The 26,680-nt window shown below is 56.6% G+C and carries 16 protein-coding genes; 7 read left to right on the forward strand and 9 right to left on the reverse strand.

The features are described from left to right. The first annotated feature begins 22 nt into the window (after positions 1 to 22). The gene (locus H6F57_RS14490) at positions 23 to 1,933 is read left to right on the forward strand and encodes a lipase family protein (RefSeq protein ID WP_190627210.1); all 1,911 of its coding nucleotides are present in this window, start codon (positions 23 to 25) and stop codon (positions 1,931 to 1,933) included. Positions 1,934 to 1,965: 32 nt separating this feature from the next. On the opposite strand, the gene H6F57_RS14495 is transcribed toward H6F57_RS14490, so the two are convergent. From H6F57_RS14495 to H6F57_RS28040, 3 genes are all read right to left on the reverse strand, one after another. Continuing rightward, positions 1,966 to 3,525 (reverse strand): ABC transporter substrate-binding protein, encoded by a 1,560-nt coding sequence (locus H6F57_RS14495; protein ID WP_190627212.1) that lies wholly within the window; start codon positions 3,523 to 3,525, stop codon positions 1,966 to 1,968. Positions 3,526 to 3,686: 161 nt separating this feature from the next. Beyond that, positions 3,687 to 6,548 carry a tubulin-like doman-containing protein gene (locus H6F57_RS14500; protein WP_199289712.1) on the reverse strand — a complete coding sequence of 954 codons (2,862 nt, stop codon included), beginning with the start codon at positions 6,546 to 6,548 and terminating at the stop codon, positions 3,687 to 3,689. Continuing rightward, positions 6,506 to 7,039: a tubulin-like doman-containing protein gene (locus tag H6F57_RS28040; RefSeq protein ID WP_199289713.1), complete on the reverse strand. Its 534-nt coding sequence runs from the start codon at positions 7,037 to 7,039 to the stop codon at positions 6,506 to 6,508. The genes H6F57_RS14500 and H6F57_RS28040 overlap by 43 nt, the downstream gene beginning before the upstream one ends. A 397-nt stretch (positions 7,040 to 7,436) precedes the next feature. On the opposite strand from H6F57_RS28040, the gene H6F57_RS14505 reads away from it, so the two are divergent. The 4 genes from H6F57_RS14505 (at position 7,437) to H6F57_RS14520 (ending at position 18,102) form a co-directional block, all read left to right on the forward strand. After that, a complete protein-coding gene (locus H6F57_RS14505; protein ID WP_190627344.1) occupies positions 7,437 to 10,166 on the forward strand; it encodes a UPF0182 family protein in 2,730 nt (909 codons plus the stop codon). Positions 10,167 to 10,295: 129 nt separating this feature from the next. Further along, a complete protein-coding gene (locus H6F57_RS14510) occupies positions 10,296 to 14,246 on the forward strand; it encodes a hypothetical protein (RefSeq protein WP_190627214.1) in 3,951 nt (1,316 codons plus the stop codon). Positions 14,247 to 14,558: 312 nt separating this feature from the next. After that, positions 14,559 to 15,854 carry an adenylosuccinate lyase gene (gene purB, locus H6F57_RS14515; RefSeq protein WP_190627216.1) on the forward strand — a complete coding sequence of 432 codons (1,296 nt, stop codon included), beginning with the start codon at positions 14,559 to 14,561 and terminating at the stop codon, positions 15,852 to 15,854. Between the two features lie 148 nt (positions 15,855 to 16,002). After that, on the forward strand, positions 16,003 to 18,102 hold the full coding sequence (locus H6F57_RS14520; protein ID WP_190627218.1) for a cation:proton antiporter: 2,100 nt from the start codon (positions 16,003 to 16,005) through the stop codon (positions 18,100 to 18,102). A gap of 60 nt (positions 18,103 to 18,162) precedes the next feature. On the opposite strand, the gene H6F57_RS14525 is transcribed toward H6F57_RS14520, so the two are convergent. After that, positions 18,163 to 18,717 carry a DoxX family protein gene (locus H6F57_RS14525; RefSeq protein ID WP_190627220.1) on the reverse strand — a complete coding sequence of 185 codons (555 nt, stop codon included), beginning with the start codon at positions 18,715 to 18,717 and terminating at the stop codon, positions 18,163 to 18,165. 465 nt (positions 18,718 to 19,182) lie between these two features. On the opposite strand from H6F57_RS14525, the gene H6F57_RS14530 reads away from it, so the two are divergent. Further along, entirely contained in the window at positions 19,183 to 19,614 is a 432-nt protein-coding gene (locus H6F57_RS14530) for a hypothetical protein (RefSeq protein WP_190627222.1), read from the forward strand. Between the two features lie 80 nt (positions 19,615 to 19,694). Here the strand turns inward: H6F57_RS14530 and H6F57_RS14535 are convergent, their stop codons facing one another. Then, the gene (locus H6F57_RS14535) at positions 19,695 to 20,792 is read right to left on the reverse strand and encodes a hypothetical protein (RefSeq protein ID WP_190627224.1); all 1,098 of its coding nucleotides are present in this window, start codon (positions 20,790 to 20,792) and stop codon (positions 19,695 to 19,697) included. 117 nt (positions 20,793 to 20,909) lie between these two features. After that, entirely contained in the window at positions 20,910 to 22,205 is a 1,296-nt protein-coding gene (locus H6F57_RS14540; RefSeq protein ID WP_190627226.1) for a hypothetical protein, read from the reverse strand. Positions 22,206 to 22,801: 596 nt separating this feature from the next. Between H6F57_RS14540 and murF the strand changes: the two genes are divergently transcribed. Beyond that, positions 22,802 to 24,115, forward strand: a complete 1,314-nt coding sequence (gene murF, locus H6F57_RS14545) for a UDP-N-acetylmuramoyl-tripeptide--D-alanyl-D-alanine ligase (RefSeq protein ID WP_242024882.1) — start codon at positions 22,802 to 22,804, stop codon at positions 24,113 to 24,115. 69 nt (positions 24,116 to 24,184) lie between these two features. On the opposite strand, the gene H6F57_RS14550 is transcribed toward murF, so the two are convergent. The 3 genes from H6F57_RS14550 to H6F57_RS14560 all read right to left on the reverse strand — a co-directional run bounded on the left by H6F57_RS14550 (position 24,185) and on the right by H6F57_RS14560 (position 26,670). Next, positions 24,185 to 25,351 (reverse strand): DUF3086 domain-containing protein, encoded by a 1,167-nt coding sequence (locus tag H6F57_RS14550; RefSeq protein WP_242025858.1) that lies wholly within the window; start codon positions 25,349 to 25,351, stop codon positions 24,185 to 24,187. A 53-nt stretch (positions 25,352 to 25,404) separates the two neighbouring features. Continuing rightward, positions 25,405 to 25,791, reverse strand: a complete 387-nt coding sequence (locus H6F57_RS14555; protein ID WP_190627232.1) for a DUF3119 family protein — start codon at positions 25,789 to 25,791, stop codon at positions 25,405 to 25,407. Between the two features lie 81 nt (positions 25,792 to 25,872). Beyond that, on the reverse strand, positions 25,873 to 26,670 hold the full coding sequence (locus H6F57_RS14560; RefSeq protein WP_190627233.1) for an MlaE family lipid ABC transporter permease subunit: 798 nt from the start codon (positions 26,668 to 26,670) through the stop codon (positions 25,873 to 25,875). Positions 26,671 to 26,680: the final 10 nt, after the last annotated feature.

Consider the following 26,680-nt stretch of genomic DNA (forward strand, 5'->3'; position numbering starts at 1 on the left):
GTGGGATGGGTCGGTAGTAACTATGGCTATTCGTCGATTTTTTCTCGCTTTTGGAGTTTCGCTTAGTCTATCTACTAGCGCCATCGCCCGGGTACCGACGGCAGCCGCGACGCTGACTAACCAAGTGAAGCTGCAAACCCCAGCAGTGCTCGTTGCCCAAAGTCTGCCGAGGCGTTTGCTGCGAGTACCCTTGAGAATTGTGACGAGCATTTCCCCAGCCCTCTTGCTGGCTAGCCTGAGCCTAGCGGGCGGCGCGTTTATTGCTCTGGCCTGGCTGCATATATATCAACAGCAGCGCCGCTGGCAGCGGGTGGAGCTGGCGCGCCAGGAAGTGAAGGCCTTTCGCGAGCGCGAGTCAGTCAGGAATGTGTTGGATATTCTCGACTACGAAGAGTACCGCACGTTCTACATCAACCACCCCAAAGATGGTCGGCTAATTAGCTTTGAGGCCACCGATTGTCGGCTGCGGCGGGCGCTGCGATCGCACGATCAGATGGTCAAGATGCGCAATGGCCTTGATGAGATCAAGCGCCTGACCAGTCAGAACAAGGCCATCACCCCCAAAACCTTGGAGCTGGTGCAGCGGTACGACAGCGAAGAGTTTGTCATTGAGATCACCCTGCGCGACTGGTTTGAATCATTTCTCGGCGGCCTAGAGTACTTTGAAACCATGATTGAGTCGGGCCTGGTGACGGCCGAGGAGATCAAGCCTTTCATCATTTACTGGATTAATTTGATTGGCGATCGCCGCTACCGGCGCAAAGGTGGTTCTGGGTTCTACGACAAGCTGTTTCACTACATCTACTGGGCCGGCTACGGACGAGTACAAAAGCTGTTTGAGCGCTTTGGCTTTAAGATTTTGCCGCCCCCTTACAGCACCCATGACTTTAGCGGCATTGAAATAGAAGAGGGCAAGTACGACACCTACCGTGCCTTGTGCCTGGCCAAGGCCGCCCACCTGGTCTACGAAGACCGCGACTATGTCACTGACATTTCGCGGCTGTGGCTCAGCGACGACATCGACAACCGATGGAAGCAGCTCAACGCCCGCAGGTATGTAGTTGAGGTGATCAAAGCCTGGCTACAGGAGGGCGAAAAAGCTAGCATCCGCGATATCCGCGACAATTTCATATACCTCGATATGCGGCTCACCGACACTCAGGCATTTATATTTCGGCGGGACAACAACCTGATTTTGGTGTTTAAGGGCACCCAGCAGCTCAGCGATTGGAAGACGAACCTCAAGATTCGCCTGAAAGAATTCACGGTGTTAGCCGATCAAGAGGCGGTGCCCCCCACCGGGCGCGTCCACCGAGGTTTTTTAGACGCCTGGCAAAGCGTGGAAAAGCAGGTGGTTTATTACTTGAAAAAGTGGCGGACTCCGAAAACCAAGCTATGGGTAACCGGCCACAGCCTCGGGGGTGCCTTGGCGGCGGTAGCCACTATTTCTCTAGAAACCCAGGGGTTTGAGGTCAGCGGACTCTATACCTTTGGCCAGCCCCGGGTGGCCGACTGGAAGCTAGTCAACTACATGAATACGCGGATGGGCGATCGCATCGTCCGCTACGTCAACAACAACGACATCGTGCCGATGATTCCGCCGCAGATTATTCCCTGGATGCCGACGCGGGTGTACGGCCACATGGGCCAGTTCCGCTACTTTAATGACTCTGGCGGCCTGCGCCGCCAGTCCTTTATGCTCCAGCGCTTCCCCGACCGGCTATTTGGCATGATTCACGCCATTTTCACCTCCGGCACTCCCGACGCGGTGGATGACCACAAGATGGAGTTCTACGTGGCCAACCTGCAAAAGGCGCTCGATCGCGAAGAAGAAGAGGCCAAGCTCGAAATTGAGCAGGGCATGATTAGCGGCGACTTTGTAGAAGGCATGAAAGAGCGCATGCGGGCGCGGCGCAGCAGCCTTGAGGGGTAGATGTTTTCTCAAGTTCATCTAACCTCTACTCCCTACGGCAGGGGAACGAAGTCGAAACCAGTGCCAGACCGACTGCCGGGTTTAACCTCGACCAGCAAGACGGTGGCATTGCGATCGCCCGATGGCAAAAAGTTGATCGCCCCTGTGGATCCATTAGCGGAGAACCCTTGGGTGGTTAACGCCTGACCGATCGCAGCTCGCCCTGAGGTACCGCTGTCGGGAGCCACATTCCCTACGGTGCGGGCTGAACTCAACACTTGAAATGCGTCGTAGCTGAGGGCGGTGCGCCAGTTGACATCGCCGCCCCAGAGGCCAGAGGCAGCCTGGGCAAAAGGCGGGGCCGATTTTAGCGGATGCCAGGGCACAGTTACCACGGTGCCCGTCAGGCTGGCCCCGCCCTTTTCCAGAGCGTCAATGCGGTAGAAAGCGTCGCCAGCTAGCACCGGCAGCTGGCCATTGTTGACCTGGGCGACGGCGATCACCGCATCAAAGGTGGCCGAGTCGGGCAGTAACACCACGGCATCGGCCCCGCTGCCCTGCAACTCCGCCGCTGGATTGCCCTGGGACAGATCAACTAGTTTGGCCACCTGCCCCCCTTCTAGACCCAGGGTGGTGGAGAACGCATCTTGCAGCGACTTGCTGTAGGAGCTTTGGGAATTGTAGTAGACGATGGGTTTGCTCTTGCCCAGGGTGAGCATGTGGCGGGCCAGGGTAGTGCCCGTGAACTGGTCGCTAGGAATGACCCGAAACACAAAATTGCCGCCCTCCCTGGGCACCGTGGTCAGCTCTGTGGTGGTGCTAGTAGGAGAGATCATCGGCAGCTGCCCCTGCTGGTAAACGGGTGCGGCGGCCAAGGTGGTAGTGCTGGTGCCGTGGCCGATCACGCCGATGACATCGGGGTCTTGGACTAGAGCGTTGGCGATCGCGGCAGCCTGACCAGCATTGTTGTAATCGTTGGCAATCAGCACCTTCACGGGGGTGCCGGCCTTGATTGCCTCATCTTGGGCCTGGGCCACTCCCCGCAGCAGCTCGCGGGCGGTGTTGGGGCTGTCGCCAATGGGCACGACAGCGGCAACGCCGACAGCGGGGGTAGAGCCGAGCTTGGCATTGTTGAGATAGATCAGCGCCTCGGGGTCGTTGCGAATGGCCTGGCGGGCCGCCTCGAAGCGTGCGGCAGCCGTAGCATAGTCGCCCGAGGCGTAGGCGACAGCCCCAGCTTGCATATCGGCATTAGAGGTATCGGTGAAGAGGATGCGATCGCCCCAGCTCAAAGCATTGGCAACATCAGTGGGTTGGCCTGGGGTGGTCGTCGGTGTAGCGGCGGTAGATGTCGTGTCGGCATCAGCGGCAGGATCTGTAGGGGTAGTCGATACCACAGTCGGAGATTGCGGTGCATCCTTACGCACAAAGGCGTTGTAGCCCGTAAAGCCCAGCGCCGCTAGAAAGATAGCCGCCCCAACCCCCGCGATGAGAGGAGCGATAGACTTGCTCTTTTTCAGAGGTTGACCGCAAATTTCACACTTCTGGGCCGTGGTGGAGTTTTCTTCGTAGCCGCACTTGGGGCAGGTGACGTGGTTGAAGCTGTCGGTCATGGCAAATGGGTGGATGGGTGGGGAGTGGATGGGTAGGGAGGAGGGTTGAGTTTTAAGTTTTGAATTAAATGAAATCAGGTAGGTTGGGTTTCACTCCGTTAAGCCCAACCTACGGCATCTAAGAACTCAAAACTGAGAACTCAAAACTCAAAACTTTCTTCCTACAGTCGATTCATTTCGGCGCGCACGTTGTCTTCGATGGTGGCAACTTGCTCGTTGGTGAGGCCCAGTTCTTCTTGAAGGTCGAGCAGTTGGGCCTGCTCTTCTAGGTCAATGTCGCCGTCGTTGTCGAGGAAGGCGCGGAACATGAGGGCATACTCAGCGGCGGCGTTCTCAACGGTGTTTTGGGGGAGAAACTGGGCAGCGATCGCATTGGCATCTGCCACCGAGACCACGTACTTCACCCGGAATTTTTCTAGCAGTTCTAGCTCCGTGGGCGAGGGCGAACCACGCCGGTAGCAGGTCTCGACTAGCTTGGCGTATTTGGCTATGTTCTCAGAGTCGAGGGCCGGGGGCGGGGGGGAAGGTAGGGGAGATGGGGAAGATGGGGTGGCGATGATGGGAGTAGGTGGGGTGTCAGAGGGAATGAAGAGGCGGTGGGTGGTGACAAAGTTGGAGATGGCCGCCTGGATGCGTTTGTAATCCTCGCTGTCGGAGCCGCCGGGAAGGGTTTGCTCCTGCTGTTGCAGGTAGGTCATCACCTGGGTGTAGAGGGCCTGCTTTTGAGGCTTGGTGGCAGCCTGTTCGCCAATGGCGCGAATTGCTCCATCTAGGGTTTCGGCCAGTCGCCGGTTTTGGTCGGTGAGCAAAAAGTCTTCGGCTTCTTCCCAGGTGTCTCCCATAACCTCGGTTTTATCGAAGCCGGTGAGTTTGTCGCGGTAGGTAAATTTGACCTCAGCGAAGCCGGTGACGCGGTTGTCTTCGCGGCGCACCAGACCTAGGGCGTTAGCCAGCATCAGGTTGTAGCGGGCCTGGCGCTCGTTGCTGGTTTCGGGCATGACGTCGCCAAACTGGCGATAGTCTTGATGGGTGTGCAGGGGGTTGTGGTCGGCCTGGCTGACGGCGCGGTAGAGCGATCGCATCCGCTCCATGCCCTCAATCAGCCGCAGCGGGAAGGCCCCCGTCTCCTGCACAAAGTAGATGTGGTAGGGATCGCTGAGGGGGCGAATTTCTTTGTCGGTGACGGTGCTGGTTTTGCGAATCATCGGCAGCAGGGCCGAAACTGCCGGGTCGGTGGGTTTGCTGCCGCCCTGAATGCCGACGAGTTTTTGGTACTTCTCTAACTTGTCATCCCAGCCCAGTTTCTTTTGCTCTTGGCTGAGGCGCAAAAAGGCCTCCGATTTCTCGAAGGTGGTTTTAATCTGGGCCTCCTGCATCTCGACGGTGGGGTACTGTTCGAGAAACTTGCGGGCGGTGGAAATGTCGAGCTGGCTGCGGCGACGGAAGACATCCATCGCCTGGCCCAGCAACCGCTCGTAGAGATCCTTTGTTTTGAGGGCGTCGTAGGGGTAGAGGTCAAACAGGCGCACCCGCAGTTCTTCGAGCACCTGCTGGGAGAGGGTTTGGCAAAGGGTTTCTTCCTGATCGGCGACGGTTTTGCGGTAGGCGGCGTCGATTTCCTTCTCGTCGTAGAGCAGAATGCCGTTCACTGTCAGGCCACCAGTCTCCCGGGTGTAGACGCGCTCTTTATCCTTCAGTTCGACCTGGACGTTGCTCAATACTGTTTCAAAGGCGGTGAGATCGATCAACAGCTGGTCAATTTCTTCGCGCAGACCATCGAGCAGCATCACCCCCAGGGTGCGGGCTTTGACCTCAACTTTAGAGACATAAATCTGCTCCAGGGCCTGCATGATGCCCTGAAAGTCGTCTTCAATAACTTTCTTGCGGTTGAGCATCATCATCTGCTTAGCGTGATCGTCGATCTGCTTGAGCAGAGTTTGCAGGGCGTTTTGGGCCGATCGCTCGCGCGGTAGCCAGTGTTTCTGCCGATCTTGGTCGAATCTGCTACGAAAGTCGGCAAAGACTTCAATCAAGACTTCCAAGAACTGGCGGGTGAATTTTGGCCCTCGGAAGCGATCTTCCACCATCAGGTAGACAGCGGCGCGCAGCTCCTTGCGCTTTTCGGGGATCAGCCAGCTGAGGTTGTCCCACATTTTTTGAAAGTAGTCGCTCCAGCGCTTGGGGTCGGTGCCGGTGTCGTTGAAGTGGGGAGAATATTTTTCCTGCTCGTTGGAGATAAATCGCTGGAGATTTTCAAAGGGAATATTTAGGTCGTTGCGGCGCTTGCGCACCCCCGCTACCCAGTCGGCAACTTCCTTGGCGTAGGGCTTTTTGTTGTCGCCCATGCTGATGCTGTCGATCACCTGGTGGTCGTGCTCTGATTCGGCCAGAAACAGGCCGGGGAGGATCTCGGTGCGAATTAGGTCGGACATGGCCGCCGGGGCCGGGGTGGGGTTACTCCACCAGTCCACCAGTTTGGCCGCGAGGCGGGCCGAGCAGGCGTTCAGCACCCGCTCGACCGGGAACTGAATGCTAGAGAGGCCAAAGCTCATGAAATTTTGCGGATAGCCCAGGGCGTCGGGGCTGGCCCAGTGCTTGCGCACGTTGTCGCGCACCAGCTTTTTGTACTGGCTAAAGCCAGAGCTAAAGTCGAGAAAGACGTTTTGGGCCACCATTTCCAGTACATCGCCCAGGGTGGGAAAGGTGACTTTGTCGTTGCTGTTGCCCACCAGGTAGGTGAAGTTGAAGGGCACATCGAGCCCGCTCTGGGAGGTGATGCGATCGCTCTGGCTGTCGCTGTACTGGGCATCAAAGCGGGTATCGCCCCGGCTGTAGTGGTTGAGCTCCATCAGGGCGGCGTAGGCGTTGGCGATGACGCGATCGCCCAATCCCGAAAAGGCCCCCGGCAACACCAGGAAGGCGCTGGTCTGCGGCAATTCTGACACGGGCACCCAGTCGCGCAGGTTGTAGGCCAGATCCATCACCATGCCAGAGCCGGTGCCGCCCGAGAGCGAACAGACCACAAAGATGTTGATGCCTTGTCGAGTTGCACCTTCCAGCGATCGAGCATGAATTTCTCATGGCCGACGATGCGCCCCTTGGCCTTGGTGAAATAGTCCTTAATCAGCGGGTAGTTGAGGCTAAAGGCAAACCGCCCCAAGGCGCGAATCTGGCCCGCTCCAGACAAGATCGAGTCGGTGCCCTTGAGTTCGCTGGGAAACCATTCGTCTAAATATTGGTAGGCCGACAGCTTGTTGAGAATAGCCTTGGCATCTTCGACCTTGGCCCACACCTGCTCAATCGGTCGCAGGGAAATATCTTGCTTGAGCACCGTCTGGGCTTCGGAAACCTTGGCGTTTTGCTCGGTGTCAATGTGCAAAAACGAGACGATCGGCAGGGCGTCGAGGGAGCCATATTGCTCCACGATCATGCGGCGAATTTTGATCAGAATCTCTTTGCCGGTCCCCCCAACACCAATGATGACAGTGGGGGTCATGCCTGTATATTCGCTCATAGGTGGGGCACCGAGGGAGGGCTATTGCCATTTAGGTTTCCCAGGTAACTTCCGTGAAATCACGGGCATTCCGCACGGGCTTATTAAAAGTTGACAATCAGCTGGGGGGAAATCGTTGCGATCGCAGGTCAACCCAAGCATAGCGGCGCAACAATCTATCGGTGGATGAGTTACTCAGTCAACGGAAGGGGCTATCAGTGCGATCGCCGTCCTAAAAAAGGTTAAGCCTGGGGGCATAGGCGACTTGTCTCAGCAGTCAGATCGCTAGACTTTAGAAGCAACGGCACTTCAGGCGCTATGTTTAGAGGTTTTGCCTGGCCGCACTCTGCCCCTACCTGCCATACCTGTGACCTATTCCCCTGCTAAATCCTTCAAGGCCCGTCGGCTGCTGCCCTGGATGGTGGCAATCACTCTGCTGCTAGTACTTTCGGGCAGCCTAGTGCATCTGCTCACCGAGTCTTGGTGGTTTGAGTCGGTGGGCTATGCGTCGGTGTTTTGGATACGCATTAAGTGGCAGCTAGCCTTGGGGGTGGGGTCGTTTTTTGTTTACGGCGGAGTGCTGTGGGCTAACTACCAGATCGCGCGGCGGCTGACCCGCGATCGCGTCTACCGCTTTTTGAGCCGCTACAGCGACCCCATTCAGCGCCAGCAGATCGAACGCTTCACCCATCTGGGGGTGGCAGGGCTGGTTTTTCTGCTATCGCTAGGGGTGGCGCTGCGGGCGTCGTCGGCTTGGCAAACGGTGCTGCAATTTCTCAACCCCACCGAGTTTGGCACCCCTGACCCCATCTTTCAGCGTGACATCGGCTTTTATATGTTTAAGCTGCCCCTGTGGCAAGGGCTGCAAGACAATCTGCTGGGCCTGCTGGTGTGGTCGCTGCTGCTAGCTAGCACCGTATATGCCCTCAAGGGTGAGGTGCGCCCCGAGCGCGGCTGGAAATACTTTCTCACTGGGGAAGCTAAGGCTCACTTGTGTCTGTTGCTGGCGGCGATCGCGGCCCTGCTGGCAGTGGGCTTTTGGCTCGATCGCTTTTCGCTGCTCTACTCCGACAGCGGCGTCATTTTTGGGGCGGGCTACACCGATGTCCATGCCCGGCTACAGTCTTTTTGGTTGATGGGGTTTGTCACCTTGGCAGTGGCGGCGCTGTTTCTGATTGCCCTGGGGCGCAGCGGCTTTTCACTGCCAATTTTTGGCATTGTGATCTACCTGGGCGTGCTGGTGCTGGTCAACGGCATGTATCCCTGGTTTCAGCAAAACTTTGTGGTTGAGCCCAACGAGCTCACCATGGAGCGCCCTTACATTGAGCACAACATTGCCTTTACCCGCCAGGCCTACAACCTCACCAGCGTGGTGTCAGAGCCCTTCCCCGCCGACAACCGCCTCGATCGCGCGGTGCTCGACGCCAATGAGCCCACCGTCGGCAACATTCGCCTGTGGGACTATGCCCCCCTGCTCAGCACCTACAAACAGCTGCAAGAAATTCGCCTCTACTACAACTTTGAGGATGTGGATGTTGACCGCTACACCCTCAACGGCGACTACCGTCAGGTCACCCTCTCGGCCCGCGAGCTGCCGGTCGAGCAGCTGCCCCCTGAGGCCCAAAACTGGATCAACCGCCAGCTCAAATTTACTCACGGCTTTGGGATTGTGATGAGCCCGGTGAACCAGGTCACCCCCAACGGGCTGCCCGATTTCTTTATTCGCAATGTGCCCCCGGTTTCAACCGTCGATTTGCCCCTCGACCAGCCCCGCCTCTACTACGGCGAAAGCACCCAAAACTACATATTTACCGGAGCCAATACCGACGAGTTTGACTATCCCCAAGGCGACACCAATGCGTCTTACCGCTATACCGGGGTGGGCGGGGTGCCGCTCAATTCGTGGCTGCGGCGACTGGCCTACGCTTTTGATTTGGGCAACGTGCGAGTGCTGATTTCCAGCTATTTCAGCCCTGAAACCCGCATTCACTACCACCGGCTGATCACTGACCGGGTGCGCCACGTGGCCCCCTTTCTCACCTACGACAGCGACCCCTACCCCGCCGTGATCGACGGGCGCATCAAGTGGGTTTTGGATGGCTACACCAGCAGCGATCGCTATCCCTATTCCGAGCCGCTCAACCGCCGCACTGACATGGTCTCGTTGGTGGAGAACACCAACCCCCTGATGCGCAATGGCGTCAACTACATTCGCGATGCGGTCAAGGTCTTTATCGACGCCTACGACGGCAGCCTGGAGTTCTATGCCCGCGATCGCGATGACCCGCTGCTGGCCACCTACAGCCAGATTTTTCCCAGTCTCTTCAAACCCATAGAAGATCTGCCCGCCAACTATCGCGAGCACCTGCGCTACCCCCAAGACATTTTCACGGTGCAGGCCCAGATGTACCGGGCCTACCACATGGAAAACCCTGAGGTGTTCTACAACCGTGAAGACCTGTGGCGGTTTCCAGAGCACGGGGAAGAGGGCGAAGTGGAACCCATGGAGCCCTACTACGTGATTATGAAGCTGCCCCAGCTAGAGGGAGAGGAGTTTATGCAAATTCTCCCCTTTACCCCGGCCAACCGCGACAACATGATCGCCTGGATGGCGGGCGGCTCCGACGGCGACAACTACGGCAAGCTGCTGCTCTACGAATTTCCAAAGCAGGAGCTGGTATTTGGCCCCACTCAGGTCGAGGCCCGCATTAGCCAGACCCCCGAAATCTCTGAGCAGCTCACCCTCTGGAGCCAGCAGGGCTCAGGAGTAATTCGCGGCACCCTGCTGGTGATCCCCGTCGAGCAGTCGCTGCTTTACGTGCAGCCCATTTACCTGCGGGCTGACCAGGGCGAGCTGCCCGAGCTGCGGCGAGTGATTGTCGCCTACAACGATCGCGTGGTGATGCGTGAAACCCTAGATCAAAGCCTGGAGGCCATTTTTGGTGATGCGATCGCCCCACCGCCCACCCCCGCTGTGCCCGGTGCCGAACCTGCCCCACCCAGCACCGTGTCCGATCTGGTGCAATCGGCGCTGGAATCGTACCAAAGCGGTCAGCAAGCCCTCCAGCAGGGCGATTGGCAGCGCTATGGCGAAGCCCAGCAGCAGTTAGAGCGCGCTTTACAGGAGCTAAATCAACAAAATCCGTAACATTTGGGACTACATTACTTCAGGTTTGTGCCCTGTGAGCCGATGATTGTGTCAATATCAGCCACCGCGGGCATACTATAGGGAATTCTCCGGCCTGTGCGCTGAATTCATTGAATTCAATAGACCCCTATGTCTAATACGCCCCCCACTGTTTTGCAACTGGCCCGTCAGGGTGACCCAGAGGCGATCGCGGCTCTGATGAATCGCCACTTGGAGGCTCAGGGTATTACTGCCCACGTGGTGCAACACAACAGCAGCCTCCAGGTGAACCTAGAGGCTGCCCAAATTCCTAACCAGGCCGATCTGGTCGCCTACGTCAAAAAGGGCGTTATCGGGCTGGAGCTATCCGCCGTTCAACAGCTGACCGTCAGCGGTAAACAACTGGGGGCTGACACCAACGCCTGGAGCGAAAACCTGGTGCTGCAAGACGCCCCGGTTAGCGATCTAGACTTTGAACTGGGTCTAGCGCCCACTCCAACCAGCGATGACCTCGACCTCGGGTTTGACCTCGACAACACCAGTAGTGGCGACCTCGACCTCGATCAGCTAGGCGACTTTGATGCGTCCCTGGGCGATGACTTCGGCGGTGCCGACCTCGATTTAGGGTTGACCGATAGCTCTAGCGAGCTTGACCTCGATGCCCCGGCCGATTTTGACCTGAGCTTTGCCGACGATAGCGCCAGCGACTTTGGCCTCGATCTGACTGACACCAGCCTCTCGGAAAGCGGCACCGACCTAGGGGCCACCGAGGATTTTGGCCTAGAGTTCACCGATACCTCTGCCGCCAGCGATCTCGATTTCGATCTAGATCTTAGTGAAGAGCCGAACGAGGCTGAAGCCACCGATCTAGACTTTGACCTAGAGTTCTCAGAGCCTGCCGCTACCGAGTCCGTCGCTGATTTTGATCTAGGTCTTGGTGAGGAGTCGAGCGAGGCTGGAGCCATCGATCTAGACTTTGACCTAGAATTCTCAGAGCCTGCCGTTACCGAGTCCGCCGCTGATTTTGATCTAGGTCTTGGCGAAGAGCCGAGCGAGGCTGAAGCCACCGATCTAGACTTTGACCTAGAATTCTCAGAGCCTGCCGTTACCGAGTCCGCCGCTGATTTTGATCTAGATCTTGGTGAAGAGTCGAGTGAGGCTGAAGCCACCGATCTAGACTTTGACCTAGAGTTCTCAGAGCCTGCCGTTACCGAGTCTGCCGCTGATTTTGATCTAGGTCTTGGTGAGGAGTCGAGCGAGGCTGAAGCCACCGATCTAGACTTTGACCTAGAGTTCTCAGAGCCTGCCGCTGCCGAGTCCGCCGCTGATTTTGATCTGGGTCTTGGTGAGGAGTCGAGCGAGGCTGAAGCCACCGATCTAGACTTCGACCTAGAGTTCTCAGAGCCTGCCGCTACCGAGTCCGCCGCTGATTTTGATCTTGATCTGGCCCTGACCGATGCCCCCGCCGCTGACCTGAGCTTTACCGAAGCCTCGGCGAGCACCGCCCCCGACGACACTGAGCTGGATTTTGACCTAGACCTTGAGGAGGCACCCGCCAGTGCCGCAGATAGCCTAGGCCTTGACTTAGACTTCATGGATGCGCCTGCGGCAGATGCTTCAACGAGCGATTTTGACCTCGATTTAGGCATGGATGACCTCGCCATGGGCGACGAAGTCGCCGCAGCATCAGCCGATGATTTAGACCTAGATCTAGGCCCAGACTCATTCCCCACTGTCGGGGCTGACACCAATCTAGATTTTGATCTGGACGGGGAAGACCCCATCACCACTGATGGGTTGGATTTGGATCTCGGTCTCGATGCTGCGCCCCCCGAAGCAGGCAATGAGCTTGACTTTGACCTAGGCACCGACGCCAGCGGCCTTGACCTAGATTTTGCCGCTGCTGATCAGGCCGCTTTAGATTTAGAAGCCCAGCAATGGGCCGCCGACAGTGGCTCTGAAGAGGTTGCTGACTTTGACCTCGACTTTGAGAGCAGCCCAGACCTGAGCGAGGCAGTTGGGGATCAGGCTGCGATCGCAGCCGACGACCTCGACTTTGATCTCAATGCCCCTGCGGCTCCCCCCACAGCCCCTGAGATCGACATTGATCTAGACGACCTTTGGAGCGGGAGCGACGCCAGTCCAGACCTGGGAATCGCTCCCGCCGCAGGCTCAGCAGACAGCACCGCCGCCCCTTGGGCCGACGACTTGTCTGGCATAGATGACCTAGCCGGCTTTGACGAAGACTTGAGTAGCGAAGCCGTTCTTTCCGACGATCTCAGCAACCTAGAGGACATTCCCAGTGACCTAGATTTTCCTGAGATAGAATCCGATCCTCTAGCCACTACCGAGTTCGACACCGGCCTAGATCTAGGGTTCGATGAAGGATTCGAGCCAGAGGCACCGATGGTTGAGGACAGCACATCCGATGCCTACGCCTTTCCTGACCTCGATCTAGGCAGCGACAGCGCCGATTCAAACCTAGAAGTGGGTTGGGAGTCTCTACCCCCCGACCTGTTGACCTCAGAAGAGTTGGCGTTTGAAGATTTGGGCGCGGCTGCCGATCTAGACCTTACGGAACCCGCTGCTTTTGCAAACAGCGACTGGAGCGCAGATGCAAACAGCGACTGGACCGCAGACGAGCCTGATCTCACCATCGACGCTAACAATGACCTGGGTACCTACGACGACCTGGGGACTTACGACGAACCTAATTTCACCATCGATGCTGCCACTGACCTGGGTACCTACGATGACTTGGGGACTTATAACGATCTGGGCACCTACGACGATCTGGGCACCGCTGATTTAGCCGCTGTTGACTTTGACCTAGCCGAGGGCGATCTGAGCGATGCAGCGATCGACACCCCCTTCTCAAGCGATTTTGATCTAGAAGCCGGTTCTGAAGATCTGGCTCTAGAGCCGCTCGGCATGGACGCCTTTATCCCCGAAGAGGACGACTTGAGTTTCTCCGAGGCCAATACTCCGCCGTGGGCAGCGGAAGACAACAGCTTCGACCCCAATCTAGTGCTAGACTCTCCGGCTGACTTCGGGGCTGAACCGGAGAGTGTCTTCGATCCTGGCCTGACCTTTGATGCTCAAGCTGAGGATCCCTACACCACGCCAAATCCATTTGCAGCCGACTCCTACGAGGCAGGCTTTGAGGCCGACGCCGATCTGCCTTTCTTAACAATGGAGTTAGACCAAACCGTCGAGGGCGAGGCCATGTCTGACTTCGCCATGTCCAACGATCTTAGCGACGTTGACGCAGCCTTTTTAGAGCAGCCCGAGGACTATTCTGCTGGGGCCATGCCGGCTGCTAGCCTTGGGCTCAGCGACGACATCGTAGGTGATCCGGCCTTTGAGCCCGTTGAGTTTGGCAACGACGAGTTTGGCTCCCCCGGCTTTGAGTCCGCAGGACTGAGCGATGCAGGCTTTGATACCGATTTCGGCACCGAGGGTTTTGCCGATGAGGGCTTTGGGAGTGCAAGCTTTGATGATGAAGGGTTTGATGATGAAGCCTTTAGCGACAGCGCTCTAGATAGCAACGGTTTCATCCAAGACCGCAATGGGGTGGCCTTAAATGATGAACCCGACGCTACCGACGACTTCATTCAAGAGTTTGGTTCTGACCCCTCTACCCACGTAGCCCTCACGCCAGACCAGTTTAATAACGACGGCAGTGTCCGCCGGTCGGGTGGAAGGTCTGGCTTGCCCATGCGCTTGATTTTGGGCTTGGGCCTGGTAGCTCTGGCTGTAGTAGTTGGCCTGCTGCTCAACGGAGTGCTCGGTCGCTTGCGGCAACCTACTCCAGGGGGAGACCCCGCCATCACTGAGCCTGCTGTGCCGCCTCCGGTTGACCCAGCGGCTGTGCCCGAAGAGGATCTGTTTAGGCAAGCGGTTAATGCGGCCCAAACCGCCGCCAACCAGGCCCAAACCGCTAGCACCCCGGCCCAATGGCAGGAGGTAGCCGACGCTTGGGCCCAAGCGATCGCTCTGATGCAGCGAGTACCCGCCTCTGACCCCAACTATGCCACTGCCCAGCAGAAGGCGGCTGACTATCAGCCCAACCTTAACTACGCCCGGCAAAACGCCCAGTAGTCGTAGTCAACTCTCCTGCCAGGAATCGCTATAGGTTGCGATCGCAACCTATAGCGATTCCTAAAGTATCTGACTAGTCTAGAAAAACCCAAGTTTGTAGCAAGAGGCCAAACCTGCCCAGCCGACACAGCAGTCAGAGGCTTGGCAGCGGTTATGCGAGCGGTTACCAGTTAGCTAACCAGCGCCATACCTTTGCTGGCCTGACTCTGGAAAAGCGCTCTCTGATGCCATGGGCATAAAGTATCGTGCTTCTGATTTTCCACAGGCTGGGGACGCCGGGTAGAATGGGACGGTTGTATTCTGACCAAAGCCTTGATTGAACGCTACACCCTGCCCGAAATGGGCGATCTCTGGACCGACGACTACAAATTTAAAACCTGGCTGCGGGTCGAAATCGCGGTGTGCGAAGCCCAGGCCGAGCTAGGCTACATTCCTCAGTCAGCGGTCGAGGAAATCAGGGCTAAGGCCAAGTTTGACCCCAAGCGCATTCTTGAGATTGAGGCGGAGGTGCGCCACGATGTGATCGCCTTTCTCACCAATGTCAACGAATATGTGGGTGACGCGGGGCGCTATATTCACCTGGGCATGACCAGCTCTGACATGCTCGACACGGCGCTGTCGCTGCAGCTGGTGGATAGCCTACAGGTGATCATGACCCATGTGGAGAGCCTGATTCAGGCGATTCGCTATCGGGCTCAGGAGCACCGCGATACGGTGATGATTGGCCGCTCCCACGGCATTCACGCTGAGCCAATTACGTTTGGCTTTAAGCTGGCTGGCTGGCTGGCCGAGATGCTGCGCCACCGAGAGCGGCTGACCCACCTGCAAGATGCGATCGCCGTCGGCAAAATCTCCGGCGCGGTGGGCACCTACGCCAATATCGATCCTAAAATTGAGGCTTTAGCCTGCCAAAACCTAGGCCTGCGCCCTGACACCGCCTCCACCCAAGTAATCTCTCGCGATATTCATGCCGATTTTATGAATGCTCTGGCTTTGCTCGGAGCCTCCATCGAGCGGTTTGCAGTAGAAATTCGCAACTTGCAGCGCACTGACGTGTTGGAAGTAGAGGAATTTTTCTCCAAGAAGCAGAAAGGCTCGTCGGCCATGCCCCACAAGCGCAACCCCATCCGCTCGGAGCGGTTAACAGGGATGGCGCGACTGCTACGCGGCAACGCCATGGCTGCCCTAGAGAATGTGGCCCTGTGGCACGAGCGCGATATTTCCCACAGCTCTGTGGAGCGGGTGGCCTTTCCAGACAGCTGCATTCTCACCCACTTTATGCTGGTAGAAACCACCGAGCTGATCAAAAATCTGCTGGTCTACCCCGAAAATATGGCCCGCAATATGAATGTCTACGGCGGCGTCGTGTTTAGCCAAGGGGTGCTGCTGGCCCTAGTAGATAAGGGGCTAGCGCGAGAAGAGGCCTATGCGATCGTGCAGTCTTGCGCCCACCAGGCCTGGAATACCGACGACGGCAACTTTCGCGGGCTGATTGAGGCAGATGAGCGGGTGACAGCCCACCTATCTAAGGCAGAAATTGACCTCTGCTTTAGCCCCGATCGTCACCTGCGCAACCTCGACCAGGTTTACCAACGCCTGGGAATCTGAGCCAAATCGCTCGGCCTTATAGCTAACAGGTCAGACAAACCGAGACTTTTTTGCGAGAGTTTGCGATAGTTAATGCGCATTGCCCTGGCCTCACCTGCCTAGGAGAGGTCAGCCTGTTTTAGCGCCCTTTCTCACTTCAGGAGCACCCATGGCTGCATTGACAACTGGAGATAGCGCAGCAGGGCTTCTAAGCTTTTTGCCCGACAGCCCCATTGTGGCCTTCACGGTGCTGCTGCTGGTGACGCTGATTATTCCGCCCATTTTTGAGCGGCTGCGGCTGCCGGGGCTGGTCGGGCTGTTGGCGGCAGGGGTGCTGCTGGGGCCGAGTGTGGCTGGGCTACTAGACCCAGCGGGGGAGGTAGAGACTCTGCTGTCTGACGTAGGCAAAATCTACCTCATGTTCGTGGCTGGGCTGGAGATTGACCTCAAAAACTTTAAGCGGACCCGCAACCGCTCTCTAGGGTTTGGCTTCACCACCTTCGCCGTGCCGCTGATCGCAGGCATACTGCTGAGCCGCATCTTTGGGTTTAATTGGATTACAGCGGTGCTAGTGGGGTCACTGCTGGCCTCCCATACGCTGCTGGCCTACCCGATTGTGATGCGACTGGGCATTACTAAAGAGCCCTCCGTAGGGGCTACGGTGGGAGCAACGATTTTCACCGACATTGGGGCACTGCTGGTGCTAGCCATGTGCGTCGCCGCCCAGGCAGGAGAATTTTCGGCCCGCACGGTGGTAACCCAGCTGGTGATGCTGAGCCTGTTTGCCACGGCGGTGCTGGTGGGCATCGACTGGGTGGGCAAGCAGTACTTCAAGCGCAACGGCGATCGCGAGGGCAATCAGTTTTTATTTGTGTTGGCGGCGGTCTTTTTAGCCGCAGTAGGATCACAGCTGATCAACGTTGACAAAATTGTGGGGGCGTTTTTAGCAGGGCTGGCGGTCAACGACGTGGTGGGCAATGGCCCGGTCAAAGAAAAAGTAGAGTTTGTCGGCGGAGTGTTGTTCATTCCCTTTTTCTTTGTGTGCATGGGGCTGCTGCTCGACCTCGAGGTGTTTGTTGAGTCGATGACTACTAACCTGGCCTTTACCCTGGCGCTGACCGGTACCCTCATCATCAGTAAGTTTTTAGCAGCCCTGGCCACCAAGCCCTTTTACAAGTACAGCTGGATCCAAATTTTGACCATGTGGTCGCTGTCGATGCCCCAGGTAGCGGCCACCTTAGCCGCAGCCCTGGTGGGGTTGCAGCAGGGCATCATCTCCGATTTAGAATTCAACGCCGTCATTGTGATGATGTTGATCACCTCAGTGCTGGGACCACTGCTTACCGCCCGATTTGCTGGGCGGCTGGTAGCTCCCAAACTCGCTCCCACTGAGTCAGACTCGCTTTGGTTTGACTACGGAGCGGCCCCAGAAAACCGTGAAGACTCGACCATAACCGGCCCTTTTACGGTGGTGGTGCCGATCTATAACCCAGTCACCCAGCGCTACCTGATTGAGATGGCCGCTCTGCTGGCCAGCCACGAAGGGGGCTATGTCATACCAGTCACGGTAGCCCGGGCCCATGTGCATATGGATGACCCCAACCTGGTTACTGCTTTGGATCAATGCCGCGGACTGCTGCAAAAAGCCGAAACCCTAAGCCAAGAGTTCAAGGCGCAGGCCTACTCGGTGCTGCGCATCGACGACGACGTGTCGGAGGGCATTACCCGCACCGCCCGCGAGCAAAACGCTAGCCTCATTTTACTGGGCTGGAGCCGCCAGGGGTTTAGGGCCAAGCTATTTGGCACTCTAGTTGACGAGGTGTTTTGGTCAAGCCATTGCCCTGTGGCCGTGGCGCGGCTGCTTGCCGAGCCCATCGACATTCACCGAGTGCTGGTGCCAATGAAGTCAATCACCCCCCAGGCGCTGCGCACAGTGCGCTTTGCCCAAATCTTTGCCGACAGCCACCAGGCTAAGGTGACGCTGCTGCACGTGTGCGATCGCCACACTCCCGCCGAGCAAGTTAAGGCCCTAGAAGCGGCCTTGACCAGAGTCATGGGCGAAGGGCCGCAAATCAGCTGGACCCTGCTTACCCTGAGCAGCGACAAACCAGCTGAGGTCATTCTCGAAGCGGCCCAAACCCATGACATGATTGTGCTGCGATCGATGCGGCGGCGCACCGCTGGCGGCCTAGCTGTGAGCAATGTCACCCATCAGGTGATCGACGAGGCCACCTGTTCCCTCGTGCTGTTTGGAGAGCCCCACACCTAGCGCCCGAGGCAAAGCTCCCTGGCATGGTGCCGGGGAGCTTAAGGAAACCAATAAGACAGATTACGAAGCCGACTTGGTGCCAGACTTAGCCTCGTCCGACCGTCGAAACACATCCTCTAAAGAAGCGCGCTTGCCATCGGTTTGGTTAGTGCGCAGTCCGTTGAGTAGGTTAGCCAGAAGCGCATCTAGCGAAAACTGTCCCCCGCCGTTGATGACAAAGAACAGGAAGGTGGCGGCGTAAAGAGCAGACAGCTCCAGGTAAGGAATGCTGAAACCCGCTACTTTGACGTGGTGATACATCGCCACCAGCATGGTGAAAACCAGCCCCATGGCAGCAGGACGAGTGAATAGCCCTAGGGCCACCAGAGGAGCACCGATCAGCTCAGTGAAAGCTGCCATGTAGCTCAGGGTGATAGGGAAGGGCAGCCCTAGGTAGGCCACGTAGGCGTTAGCGAAGCTTTCGATGTTGGCTAGCTTGTCAAGGCCGTTATGAACCATGACAACACCAGCAACAACTCTCAGAATTGTCCAAGAAATCTGAAAGGCGGTATTGGTGGACTGATTGGGCTGAAGCGCAAGGCTGCCCAGGGCTAGAATGCGTTGCTGAGCAATCATAATGTTTTATAAAACTTAACATCGTTATTAATTATCCTAACGGAGTTTTAAGGGAAGTAAAGGGTTTGCTTGCTCTAATTTGCTTTTGTCACTAAAAAATGCTGCTCTAGCTCAGTGGCAGAAATTAAACCAATCGGTTGTCTGACCATTTCAGGGCGATCGCACTGAAATTAAGTCATTTAGCCCTTCCGAACCCCATGCAAGTCTTGTTGCAGGCGATCGCAGAGCCTAACCCTTCTTAAAACGAAGGCGCCCCTGCCAAGCATGGCTGTATTTCCCTTGGCGCAGGCTATGGTGTTGTGCCCCAGGTCAGACCTGGTGGATCCTTGATATCAGAGCTTTAACCTGCGGGAATTCTGAGGGTCAGTGTTAACTTTTTTATCTAGTTGTCGCTTCACCTTGTGAGAGGGCGTAACGGAACTTGATAATTAAATTTAGAAACGCAGATAAATCAAGGACACACCCATGGGTTTAATTAAGTCTATTTTTGGGACGATCTTTGGGCTGCTTGGCGGCATCTTCAAAACCGTTAGCGGCATAGTAGGTCTAGGCAAAAAGTCTGAGTTTTTCATGGAACTCGATGAGTCTGACAGTAGCGCCCAACCGGCGGCCGCTCTCACTGCCCCTGCCGAGGCTAAGTCTGCTGCTCCAGCAAAAGCAGTGACCCCAGCCCCAGCAAAAGCTCCGGCCAAGGCTTCAGCAAAAGCAGCGCCTAAAGCTCCAGCTAAAGCTGCCCCAGCTCCTGCTCCTGTGGCAACGGCACCTGCTGAGCCAGTGCCTACTGCCTTTGCCTCTACTTACCTCACCACCGTGGGTACGTCTCTACCCCGTCGTCGCCGTCCTGGTCCTAGCTTGTCTCCTTTCTTAGATATGGCTAAGCAGGTCAAGACCCGCTAGACCAACAAATCTACGCATGTGTTAAGGACGATCCAGCAGTTCAGGGTTGGGGGCTTATTGTTAGCTCTCAACCCTGAACTTTATTTTTTTGAGTCTCTCGCTTCTCCCGCCACCACAAACCGTAGACCGCTATATAGGTGAAAGGCGGCATCCCAAGACGAGGGAAGCGATCGCCCCATCTCCACCTGGTGCTCAAAGGACGGCAGCAGTTCTATTAAATCTAGGGCGCTCTCTCCAAAGCCGCTGAAATCAGTGAGCGGAGCTGAAGCGATCCGAGCTGCAAAGTAGCTTTTCATGGCCTTCCAGGCAGTGGCAGCAATCAAGGGCGATGGCCATGCCTCCACCGGGGGCATCGGCACTGCCTCACGGAACTTATAGGTGCGATCGCACAGACGCAGCACGCAGCCGCGCCCGTGCAGGTGCCAGTCGATCACTTCGCCATAGTCTTGGGTGGCATCTTTGCGCTTGAGTTTGCCGCGCACATCTAAATCCACCACTGATTCATAAATGGGCAGCTGCCCCACGACCCACTGGGTAATGTCACCCCAGTTGAGCTGAATGGTGCCCTGCTGACCTGCACTATTCAGGCAAACCACCGTCAATTCTGGCTCTATGGCGCGAATCGCCTGCACCCGGAAGGTGTCTACCCCCTTCACCTGATTCACCGTAGCCCAGCGGGCGGGGGTGCCCTCAGCCCGCAGCTGTTCGCAAAAATACTGAGTTTCTCCTGCTGAGCCGACCCGCAGCAGTCGCCAGTGCTTGCTGGGTAGCCGGGTTCTGGCCGTGTAAGCATCAATCTGCATAACTCGGGCTAGGCCCTGGGCTGCCGGTTCTCGGCGATCGCCTGTCACCGGCTCTAGCACCAGCATGGCTGTCGCCGCCGCTCCTGGCTGCTGCTTAGCGGCAATCAGATCGTGCTCTCGACGCTGAGCCATCTGGTCGCGCACCCGTTGCACCCCTTCCCTCGCCTGGCTCAGCACCTTAGAGTTGGCGGTGCTTTGCAGCAGCCGGGTATAAGTAATCTGGGCCTTCTCCAGCTCGGTTTTGGCTTCCCAATATTGCCCCATGGCCAGCTTAAGCCAGGGATCTTGGGGCGTTTTTTGCTGCCACTGCTTGATCAACTGGGCTGCTTGGGTCAGCTGCTGAGCCCCAAGGGCCGCAGAAACAAGGTCGTACATAGGTGGGCAATGAAGATCTGCAGGTAGTACGACTCTAGCATTTGCACTCAGGCTAGATTTGGGTAGGTTGTCGGCTAAACGGCGATCGCAGCTGCTAAGCCAGGCCGCAGCACCACCCTATCGGGCACCAGCATGGGACAGATCGACGCTGCCGAAGTTGAGGCTCAGGGCAATGTTGATGTTTTCAAACATATTGATCAACCAGGCCACCGTTTCACTGGAGGCGGTCTCGTAGTGGTTAAACAACAGCGAAAATCGTCGCTCTAAGAAAGGCCTGACCTTTTGGCAAATCAGCAAAATTCTGAGCAGCAGCCCCGTGGTGTGCACTGGCCCCAAGTTGTTGATCAGGTCAAGAAAGACGTAGTGTTGCCGACCAGCGCTGGGGTCAACCACCAAAAAGTTGAACAGGTTGCTACAAGTACGCACCTTAAGGAAATCATCCATTGGGTTGCTGTCGCTGTCGGTAAAGGTAGACAGCAGGTGGTCTTGCAGCATAGCTTTGAACTGTCGCTGACTGTAGTCAGCATTGACATCGGCAATGATGTAGTCAAACAGGTCTTCTTTGAACTGTCGAAATGAGACCCCATGGTTATGGTTGAGCAAAAACCGCTGGGCTCCGTCGCGATAGCTTTGGCCGTGATCACGGCGGCGGGCGAAGTGCTTGAGCGACGAGACCAGCTCTTTGTCGTTTAACAAAGTTGGATTGGGTACCATTCGCAGCCGCTCGGCAAAGTCTGTCTGCCCCTGGCGATGCAGTCGCCCCCGACGAACTCGGTAGGTGACGTAGTGGCTTAGGTCAACCTCAAATTTATGCTGGGCCTCGACCTGCATGTGGCGCACGTACTGCTGATGCTGGATGTCGCTATCTTCAGTCACCAGGCAGTGCTCATAAAGATAGGGATAACGGTTGATCAGCGACCCAAGGGGAACGGCTTCGGCTTGTCGATTGCGGGGAAGGACAGAATGGCGAGATTCAATAACGCGCGCCAGCCGCTTGAGGGCGAAATACTGCTCCGTGTCTCGAAAGTCGTGAGTGACCTGGCGCAGGCGGCGAATGGGCCGCGATCGCGACAGCTCTGGTACGCGATCGGCAGGCACAGACTCTAGCAGCTCAATCAAGACAGGAATAGCCGGTTGCAGCTGAGTATTAGTTTGCCAGCGGTTAATGAGAATGTGGCAGCAACGGTTGAGAATGAACCGAAAGTACTCTTCGATCTCTTGGGAAGACAGCAGGCGATCGAGGGCCGCCACGACATCGCGATCGGGGTAGCCAAACCCGTCAAGGAAGAGCGCCTGAAACCGATCGATCATGGCCTCGGGAGACTCAACGCTCACGCAGGCCAGCAGATGACTGTAGAGACACTGCTCGTCAGCGGTGGTAATTCGATTGTTATGGGTCGCTTTTGTCTTCACGGCTTTACCGCCCTTGCCCCACCAACAGATGCGCTTAGCGAACTAAGCCCATACGGACTGCGATGAGAAGAACTTTCGATGCTAAATTTACTGGCTAACGTACGAACTCAAAAGATGCACGGTTTTGATGGCAGCAACAGTCCTTAGGCTCATTAAAGACGATAGACAACCCCGGTCGCGTCAGTTTTTACACTAGGCTATCGTTTGCGTACTTTAAGATTACTGCGTGGATTTTCTAGTTCCTGGGATTATGTCGAGAGCATTAAAGAAGCTCTGGTAAAGTTCTTTACCCAATCATGAGCTGGTAGTAAACCCTGTTGGAGCTAGGATACCCATCCCCTAGAGCTGTTCACCGCAGAGCATTGAGTTCAGGCGTTGGGCACAATCTCACCCCCTTAACCATAGGGCTTGCTAGTCTACGGCCAAGGCTGCCACACACACCGGAAAAGGTGCCTGACGGCCAGGGCCAAAATTCCTTTACAATCAGAACACTTTGCGACGGGAACGGGCCAAAACCCGGTGTACCATAGGCATCGCTACAGCTTACTACTATTGACTTTATGGGCTTTTCATCACTAGCTACCCTGGCTGCAGCTATGCAGGCACCCCTAGATTATGTATCGCCTGCGCACCGAGAAAAGTCTGTATTAAATATTACTACAGACAGTCGTGACGTCCGGGGAAATGCCCTCTTCGTGGCGCTAACGGGCGATCGCTTTGATGGGCATGGCTTTGTTGAAGCGGCGATCGCTCAAGGTGCCATAGCTGCGGTGGTTGAGCAGGATAAGCTCATCCCCCATCTGCCCTGCCTACCGGTGGCCGATACCCTTGTGGCTTATCAGGCCCTAGGACACTGGTGGCGTACCCAACAGCAGGCCAGCATCGTAGCGATTACTGGGTCGGTGGGCAAAACCACCACTAAGGAATTAATTGCGGCAGCCTTAGGCACCCAGGGGTCGGTACACAAAACTCAGGCCAACTACAACAACGACATTGGTGTTCCCAAGACGCTGCTTCAACTCCGGCCCGACCACGCCTTTGGGGTGATCGAAATGGGCATGCGGGGGCCAGGGGAGATTGCCCGATTAGCCCGCATCGCCGTACCCGACGTGGCAGTTATTACCAACGTGGGTACAGCCCACATTGGCCGTTTGGGATCAGAGCAGGCCATTGCTGACGCCAAGTGCGAGCTGCTGGCCGAGTCGCCCCAGAGCATTGCCGTGCTCAACCATGACAACGCTAGACTTCTAGCCACCGCCCGCACGGTGTGGGCTGGACGCACCATTACCTTTGGCCTAGAGGGTGGCGACGTCCAGGGTCAGCTGGTTGATTCTGAAACCCTGGAGGTACAAAGCGTACATCTACCGCTGCCGCTACCGGGTCGCCACAACGCCCTTAACCTGTTGGCAGCGATCGCCGTTATGCAGGCTCTCAACCTCGACTGGCAGGTGCTCAGCCAAGGCATTGCAGTAGAGTTGCCCAGCGGTCGCGCCCGGCAAATTCTTTTACCAAACGGCATTGTGCTGCTCGATGAAACCTACAACGCGGGGGTAGAGTCGATGACGGCGGCCCTTCAGTTGCTGGCCGAAACCCCTGGTCAACGCCGGATTGCCGTGCTGGGCACGATGAAAGAGCTAGGGGAGCGATCGGTTGACTTGCACCGCCAAGTAGGGCAGGTCGTGGGCAATCTGGGATTGGATGCCCTGCTTACCCTAGCCGACGCTGACGAATCCTTAGCTTTAGCGGAGGGGGCAGCAGGCGTTAAGACCTTGAGCTTTGCTGACCACCAGTCTCTAACCCAGCATCTGCAAGGGATGCTGCAACCGGGCGATCGCGTCTTGCTCAAGGCCTCGCGATCGGTTGCCCTCGATCGGGTAGTCGACACATTGGCGAAGGCGTTTGCTGACTAGATAACACAACCTCTAAGCCCCAAACATTCAACACCTCTGCTCCTCACTTCCTCGGCACAAGGCGAGATGCTAGTAGTCGTACTCAGATACCGGGTTCATGGGGTCGGGAGCAAAGGCCAGCCATAGCGGAAATTGCAGCAGCGCCAAGCTGATCACCGACTCAGCTTCGTCGACCACGATAAAGGGTAGACCATTGTCACCGGTGATGCGATCGGCCCGCTGGGCCAGCGGCTCTGGGGCATCAAACAGCATCACCCCTTGCCCCGTACCAAAATCGGCGCGGGAAATACCCAAACAGTCTTGCAGACCCCGCCGCCATTCTCCCAAACGCTCGGGGCTATTAGAGAGCACCAAAGTACGCAGGCGATTGCCGTAAAGGGCATACAAAACCGACAGCGCAGACGAAGCCACCAGCACGTTTTGCAGACGGCTGCCCATACTTTTAACCGCTCCTCGCCCGCCTTGGGCAAAGAACCAGTTAGACACCCGCTCGGCGTGGATGGGTTCAAAGGTGCGGCGCAGCTGCCAGAGAGGCCCATAGTAATCGGGGCGCATGCGGTACTGGTCGAGCAGGCTGCGAATACGCTCAGTTTGGTCTTGAAAGGCGTTAGAGGCAAAGGCTGGCTGAGCCGAAACTGGCTCGGCAGCGGCTCGGCGGGAAGAGGTGCGATTTGCGAAGCGTTCGGAACCCGACTCGAAACGAGTATCCGTTGCAGAATCACTCCTAGCTTCTACCCTCGATGCTGGGGTAGAGCGAGCTGCCGGAGTGATGTCGAGCTGCTCTGCCGCCACCGCTAAATCTTGTAGGCTACCCACCAAATAGTCCTTAAAGCCCTGTACCCGCACCGCCAAATCTTGGGATGCTCCGGCAAAGGTAGTGCGCATTTCGGCCTGAATCCGCTCCTGGCGACGTTCCAGCGTTTCAATTTCTTTTTGCAGATTGCGCTTGCGCTGCTCTAGATCTGCCGTGCCCTGCTGCACCATCCGACCAATGTCAGCCTGAATTTTTTGAAACTGGTCTTGGGTCAAGCGGTTGTAGGTTGCTTGCAGGTCAGCAATGCTGCGCTTGAGGTCAGTCTCCTGCTGACGCAGAGCATCAATGCGATTGCTCCAGTCTGACTTGAGACCCGCTGAGTCAGCACTAACAGAGCTAGCCTCAGGGCTACCATAGCCACTGACACCATCTGGGCCCAGACTCGATTGTGATAGCTCCTCTGCGGTCATAACAGTTCCCATAGACCCCGTTGTCAGCCTATCAGATGAGGGCCTAGTTCGCCCCCTGGTGCCCATTACTCTTCTTGGGCTGCCGCGCAGTGGGTTTCGAGGCAGGCGCGTAGTTCGCTGGGGCTAAATAGGATCGGTAAAAAGTGAATGCTGTTGATCTCACGAAAGTAGAACAGCACTGGCACCGGTTCCCAGAAAATCTCCCAGTGCTGCCACTCCTCGTAGGGAAAGTGGCGAATCAGCGTATCGCGTCGGTAAATATCTAGGGCGCTGTCAGTAAACCGAAGCGTAAGCGTTACGGCCTGCACCAGCAAGAACACGCCAAAGATGCCCACCAATGCTCCTAACCAAATTTTCCCAAACGCCACCAGTATTCCGAGACCGACCACTGTTAAGGGGATGCGGTAGCTGGCAGGCAGGTTGGTATAGGTCGTTGTAGTGGTAGAAGTCACAGTTCACAAAGATTAGGGCTATCTGAAGTATAAGAGAATGTACCCCTAGCACTGAGAAGGCAGCCGCTGAATCAGCTGCCCTTAAAAGTTACTCGTAACAGCATTGCCGGTGCCTTGGAACATGAGCCACGAGAGGAAAAAGTTGCTGATAAAGATAGCTAGCAGGGCCGTCACTACGGCAGTAGTGGTAGACTGTCCCACCCCTTTAGCACCACCTGTAGTGGTCAGACCCCAGCTAGTGCCAATGATGGCAATCAAAATGCCAAAGAAAAACGCCTTGATTAGCGAACTTACCAAATCCCAAACTGACAGAAAGTCTTTGGCTGAATCCAAAAAGACTGAAGGGGGGATGTCGTACTGACTGGTAGCAATCAACAGCCCACCGGTCATGCCGGTGATGAACGACAGCACGTTCAGCAGAGGCAGCATCAGAGCACAAGCAATGACCCGAGGAATCACCAGATAGTCGATGGGGTCAGTTTTGAGAATTTGCAGGGCATCAATCTGCTCAGTAACGCGCATGGTGCCAATTTCGGCTGCAAAAGCTGACCCCACCCGCCCAGCAATAATCACCGCCGTCAGCACTGGGCCAAGTTCTCGAGCTAAGGTGACGGCCAGCACTCCACCCACCGCTGCTCCAGCCCCAAAGCTTAAAAATTCTCGCGTCACTTGAATGGTAAACACCATACCCACAAAGGCTGCTGTGATCAGAGCAATCAGTAGCGACGCGGGCCCCACTGCAGCCATTTGATCTAAAGTGTTACGCCGATGCACCGGGCGAGAAATCAAGTGAATGACAACCTGACCTGCGAGAAAGGTCGCTGCTAGAGCTCGTTGGGCCCACAGCTTCAGGTTTGAGCTATCTGCCACCTGTGTCAAAGCCTGACCC

Source organism: Leptolyngbya sp. FACHB-60, from assembly GCF_014695775.1.
GTDB lineage: Bacteria > Cyanobacteriota > Cyanobacteriia > Phormidesmidales > Phormidesmidaceae > Nodosilinea.

Excerpts from the sequence above, each read along its gene's own strand:
- H6F57_RS14510 (WP_190627214.1), top strand. The coding sequence starts at position 10,296 with ATGTCTAATACGCCCCCCACTGTTTTGCAACTGGCCCGTCAGGGTGAC.
- H6F57_RS14490 (WP_190627210.1), top strand. The coding sequence starts at position 23 with ATGGCTATTCGTCGATTTTTTCTCGCTTTTGGAGTTTCGCTTAGTCTA.
- H6F57_RS14520 (WP_190627218.1), top strand. The coding sequence starts at position 16,003 with ATGGCTGCATTGACAACTGGAGATAGCGCAGCAGGGCTTCTAAGCTTT.
- H6F57_RS28040 (WP_199289713.1), bottom strand. The coding sequence starts at position 7,039 with ATGAGCGAATATACAGGCATGACCCCCACTGTCATCATTGGTGTTGGG.
- H6F57_RS14530 (WP_190627222.1), top strand. The coding sequence starts at position 19,183 with ATGGGTTTAATTAAGTCTATTTTTGGGACGATCTTTGGGCTGCTTGGC.
- murF (WP_242024882.1), top strand. The coding sequence starts at position 22,802 with ATGCAGGCACCCCTAGATTATGTATCGCCTGCGCACCGAGAAAAGTCT.
- H6F57_RS14550 (WP_242025858.1), bottom strand. The coding sequence starts at position 25,351 with ATGGGAACTGTTATGACCGCAGAGGAGCTATCACAATCGAGTCTGGGC.
- H6F57_RS14525 (WP_190627220.1), bottom strand. The coding sequence starts at position 18,717 with ATGATTGCTCAGCAACGCATTCTAGCCCTGGGCAGCCTTGCGCTTCAG.
- H6F57_RS14505 (WP_190627344.1), top strand. The coding sequence starts at position 7,437 with ATGGTGGCAATCACTCTGCTGCTAGTACTTTCGGGCAGCCTAGTGCAT.
- H6F57_RS14535 (WP_190627224.1), bottom strand. The coding sequence starts at position 20,792 with ATGTACGACCTTGTTTCTGCGGCCCTTGGGGCTCAGCAGCTGACCCAA.
- H6F57_RS14495 (WP_190627212.1), bottom strand. The coding sequence starts at position 3,525 with ATGACCGACAGCTTCAACCACGTCACCTGCCCCAAGTGCGGCTACGAA.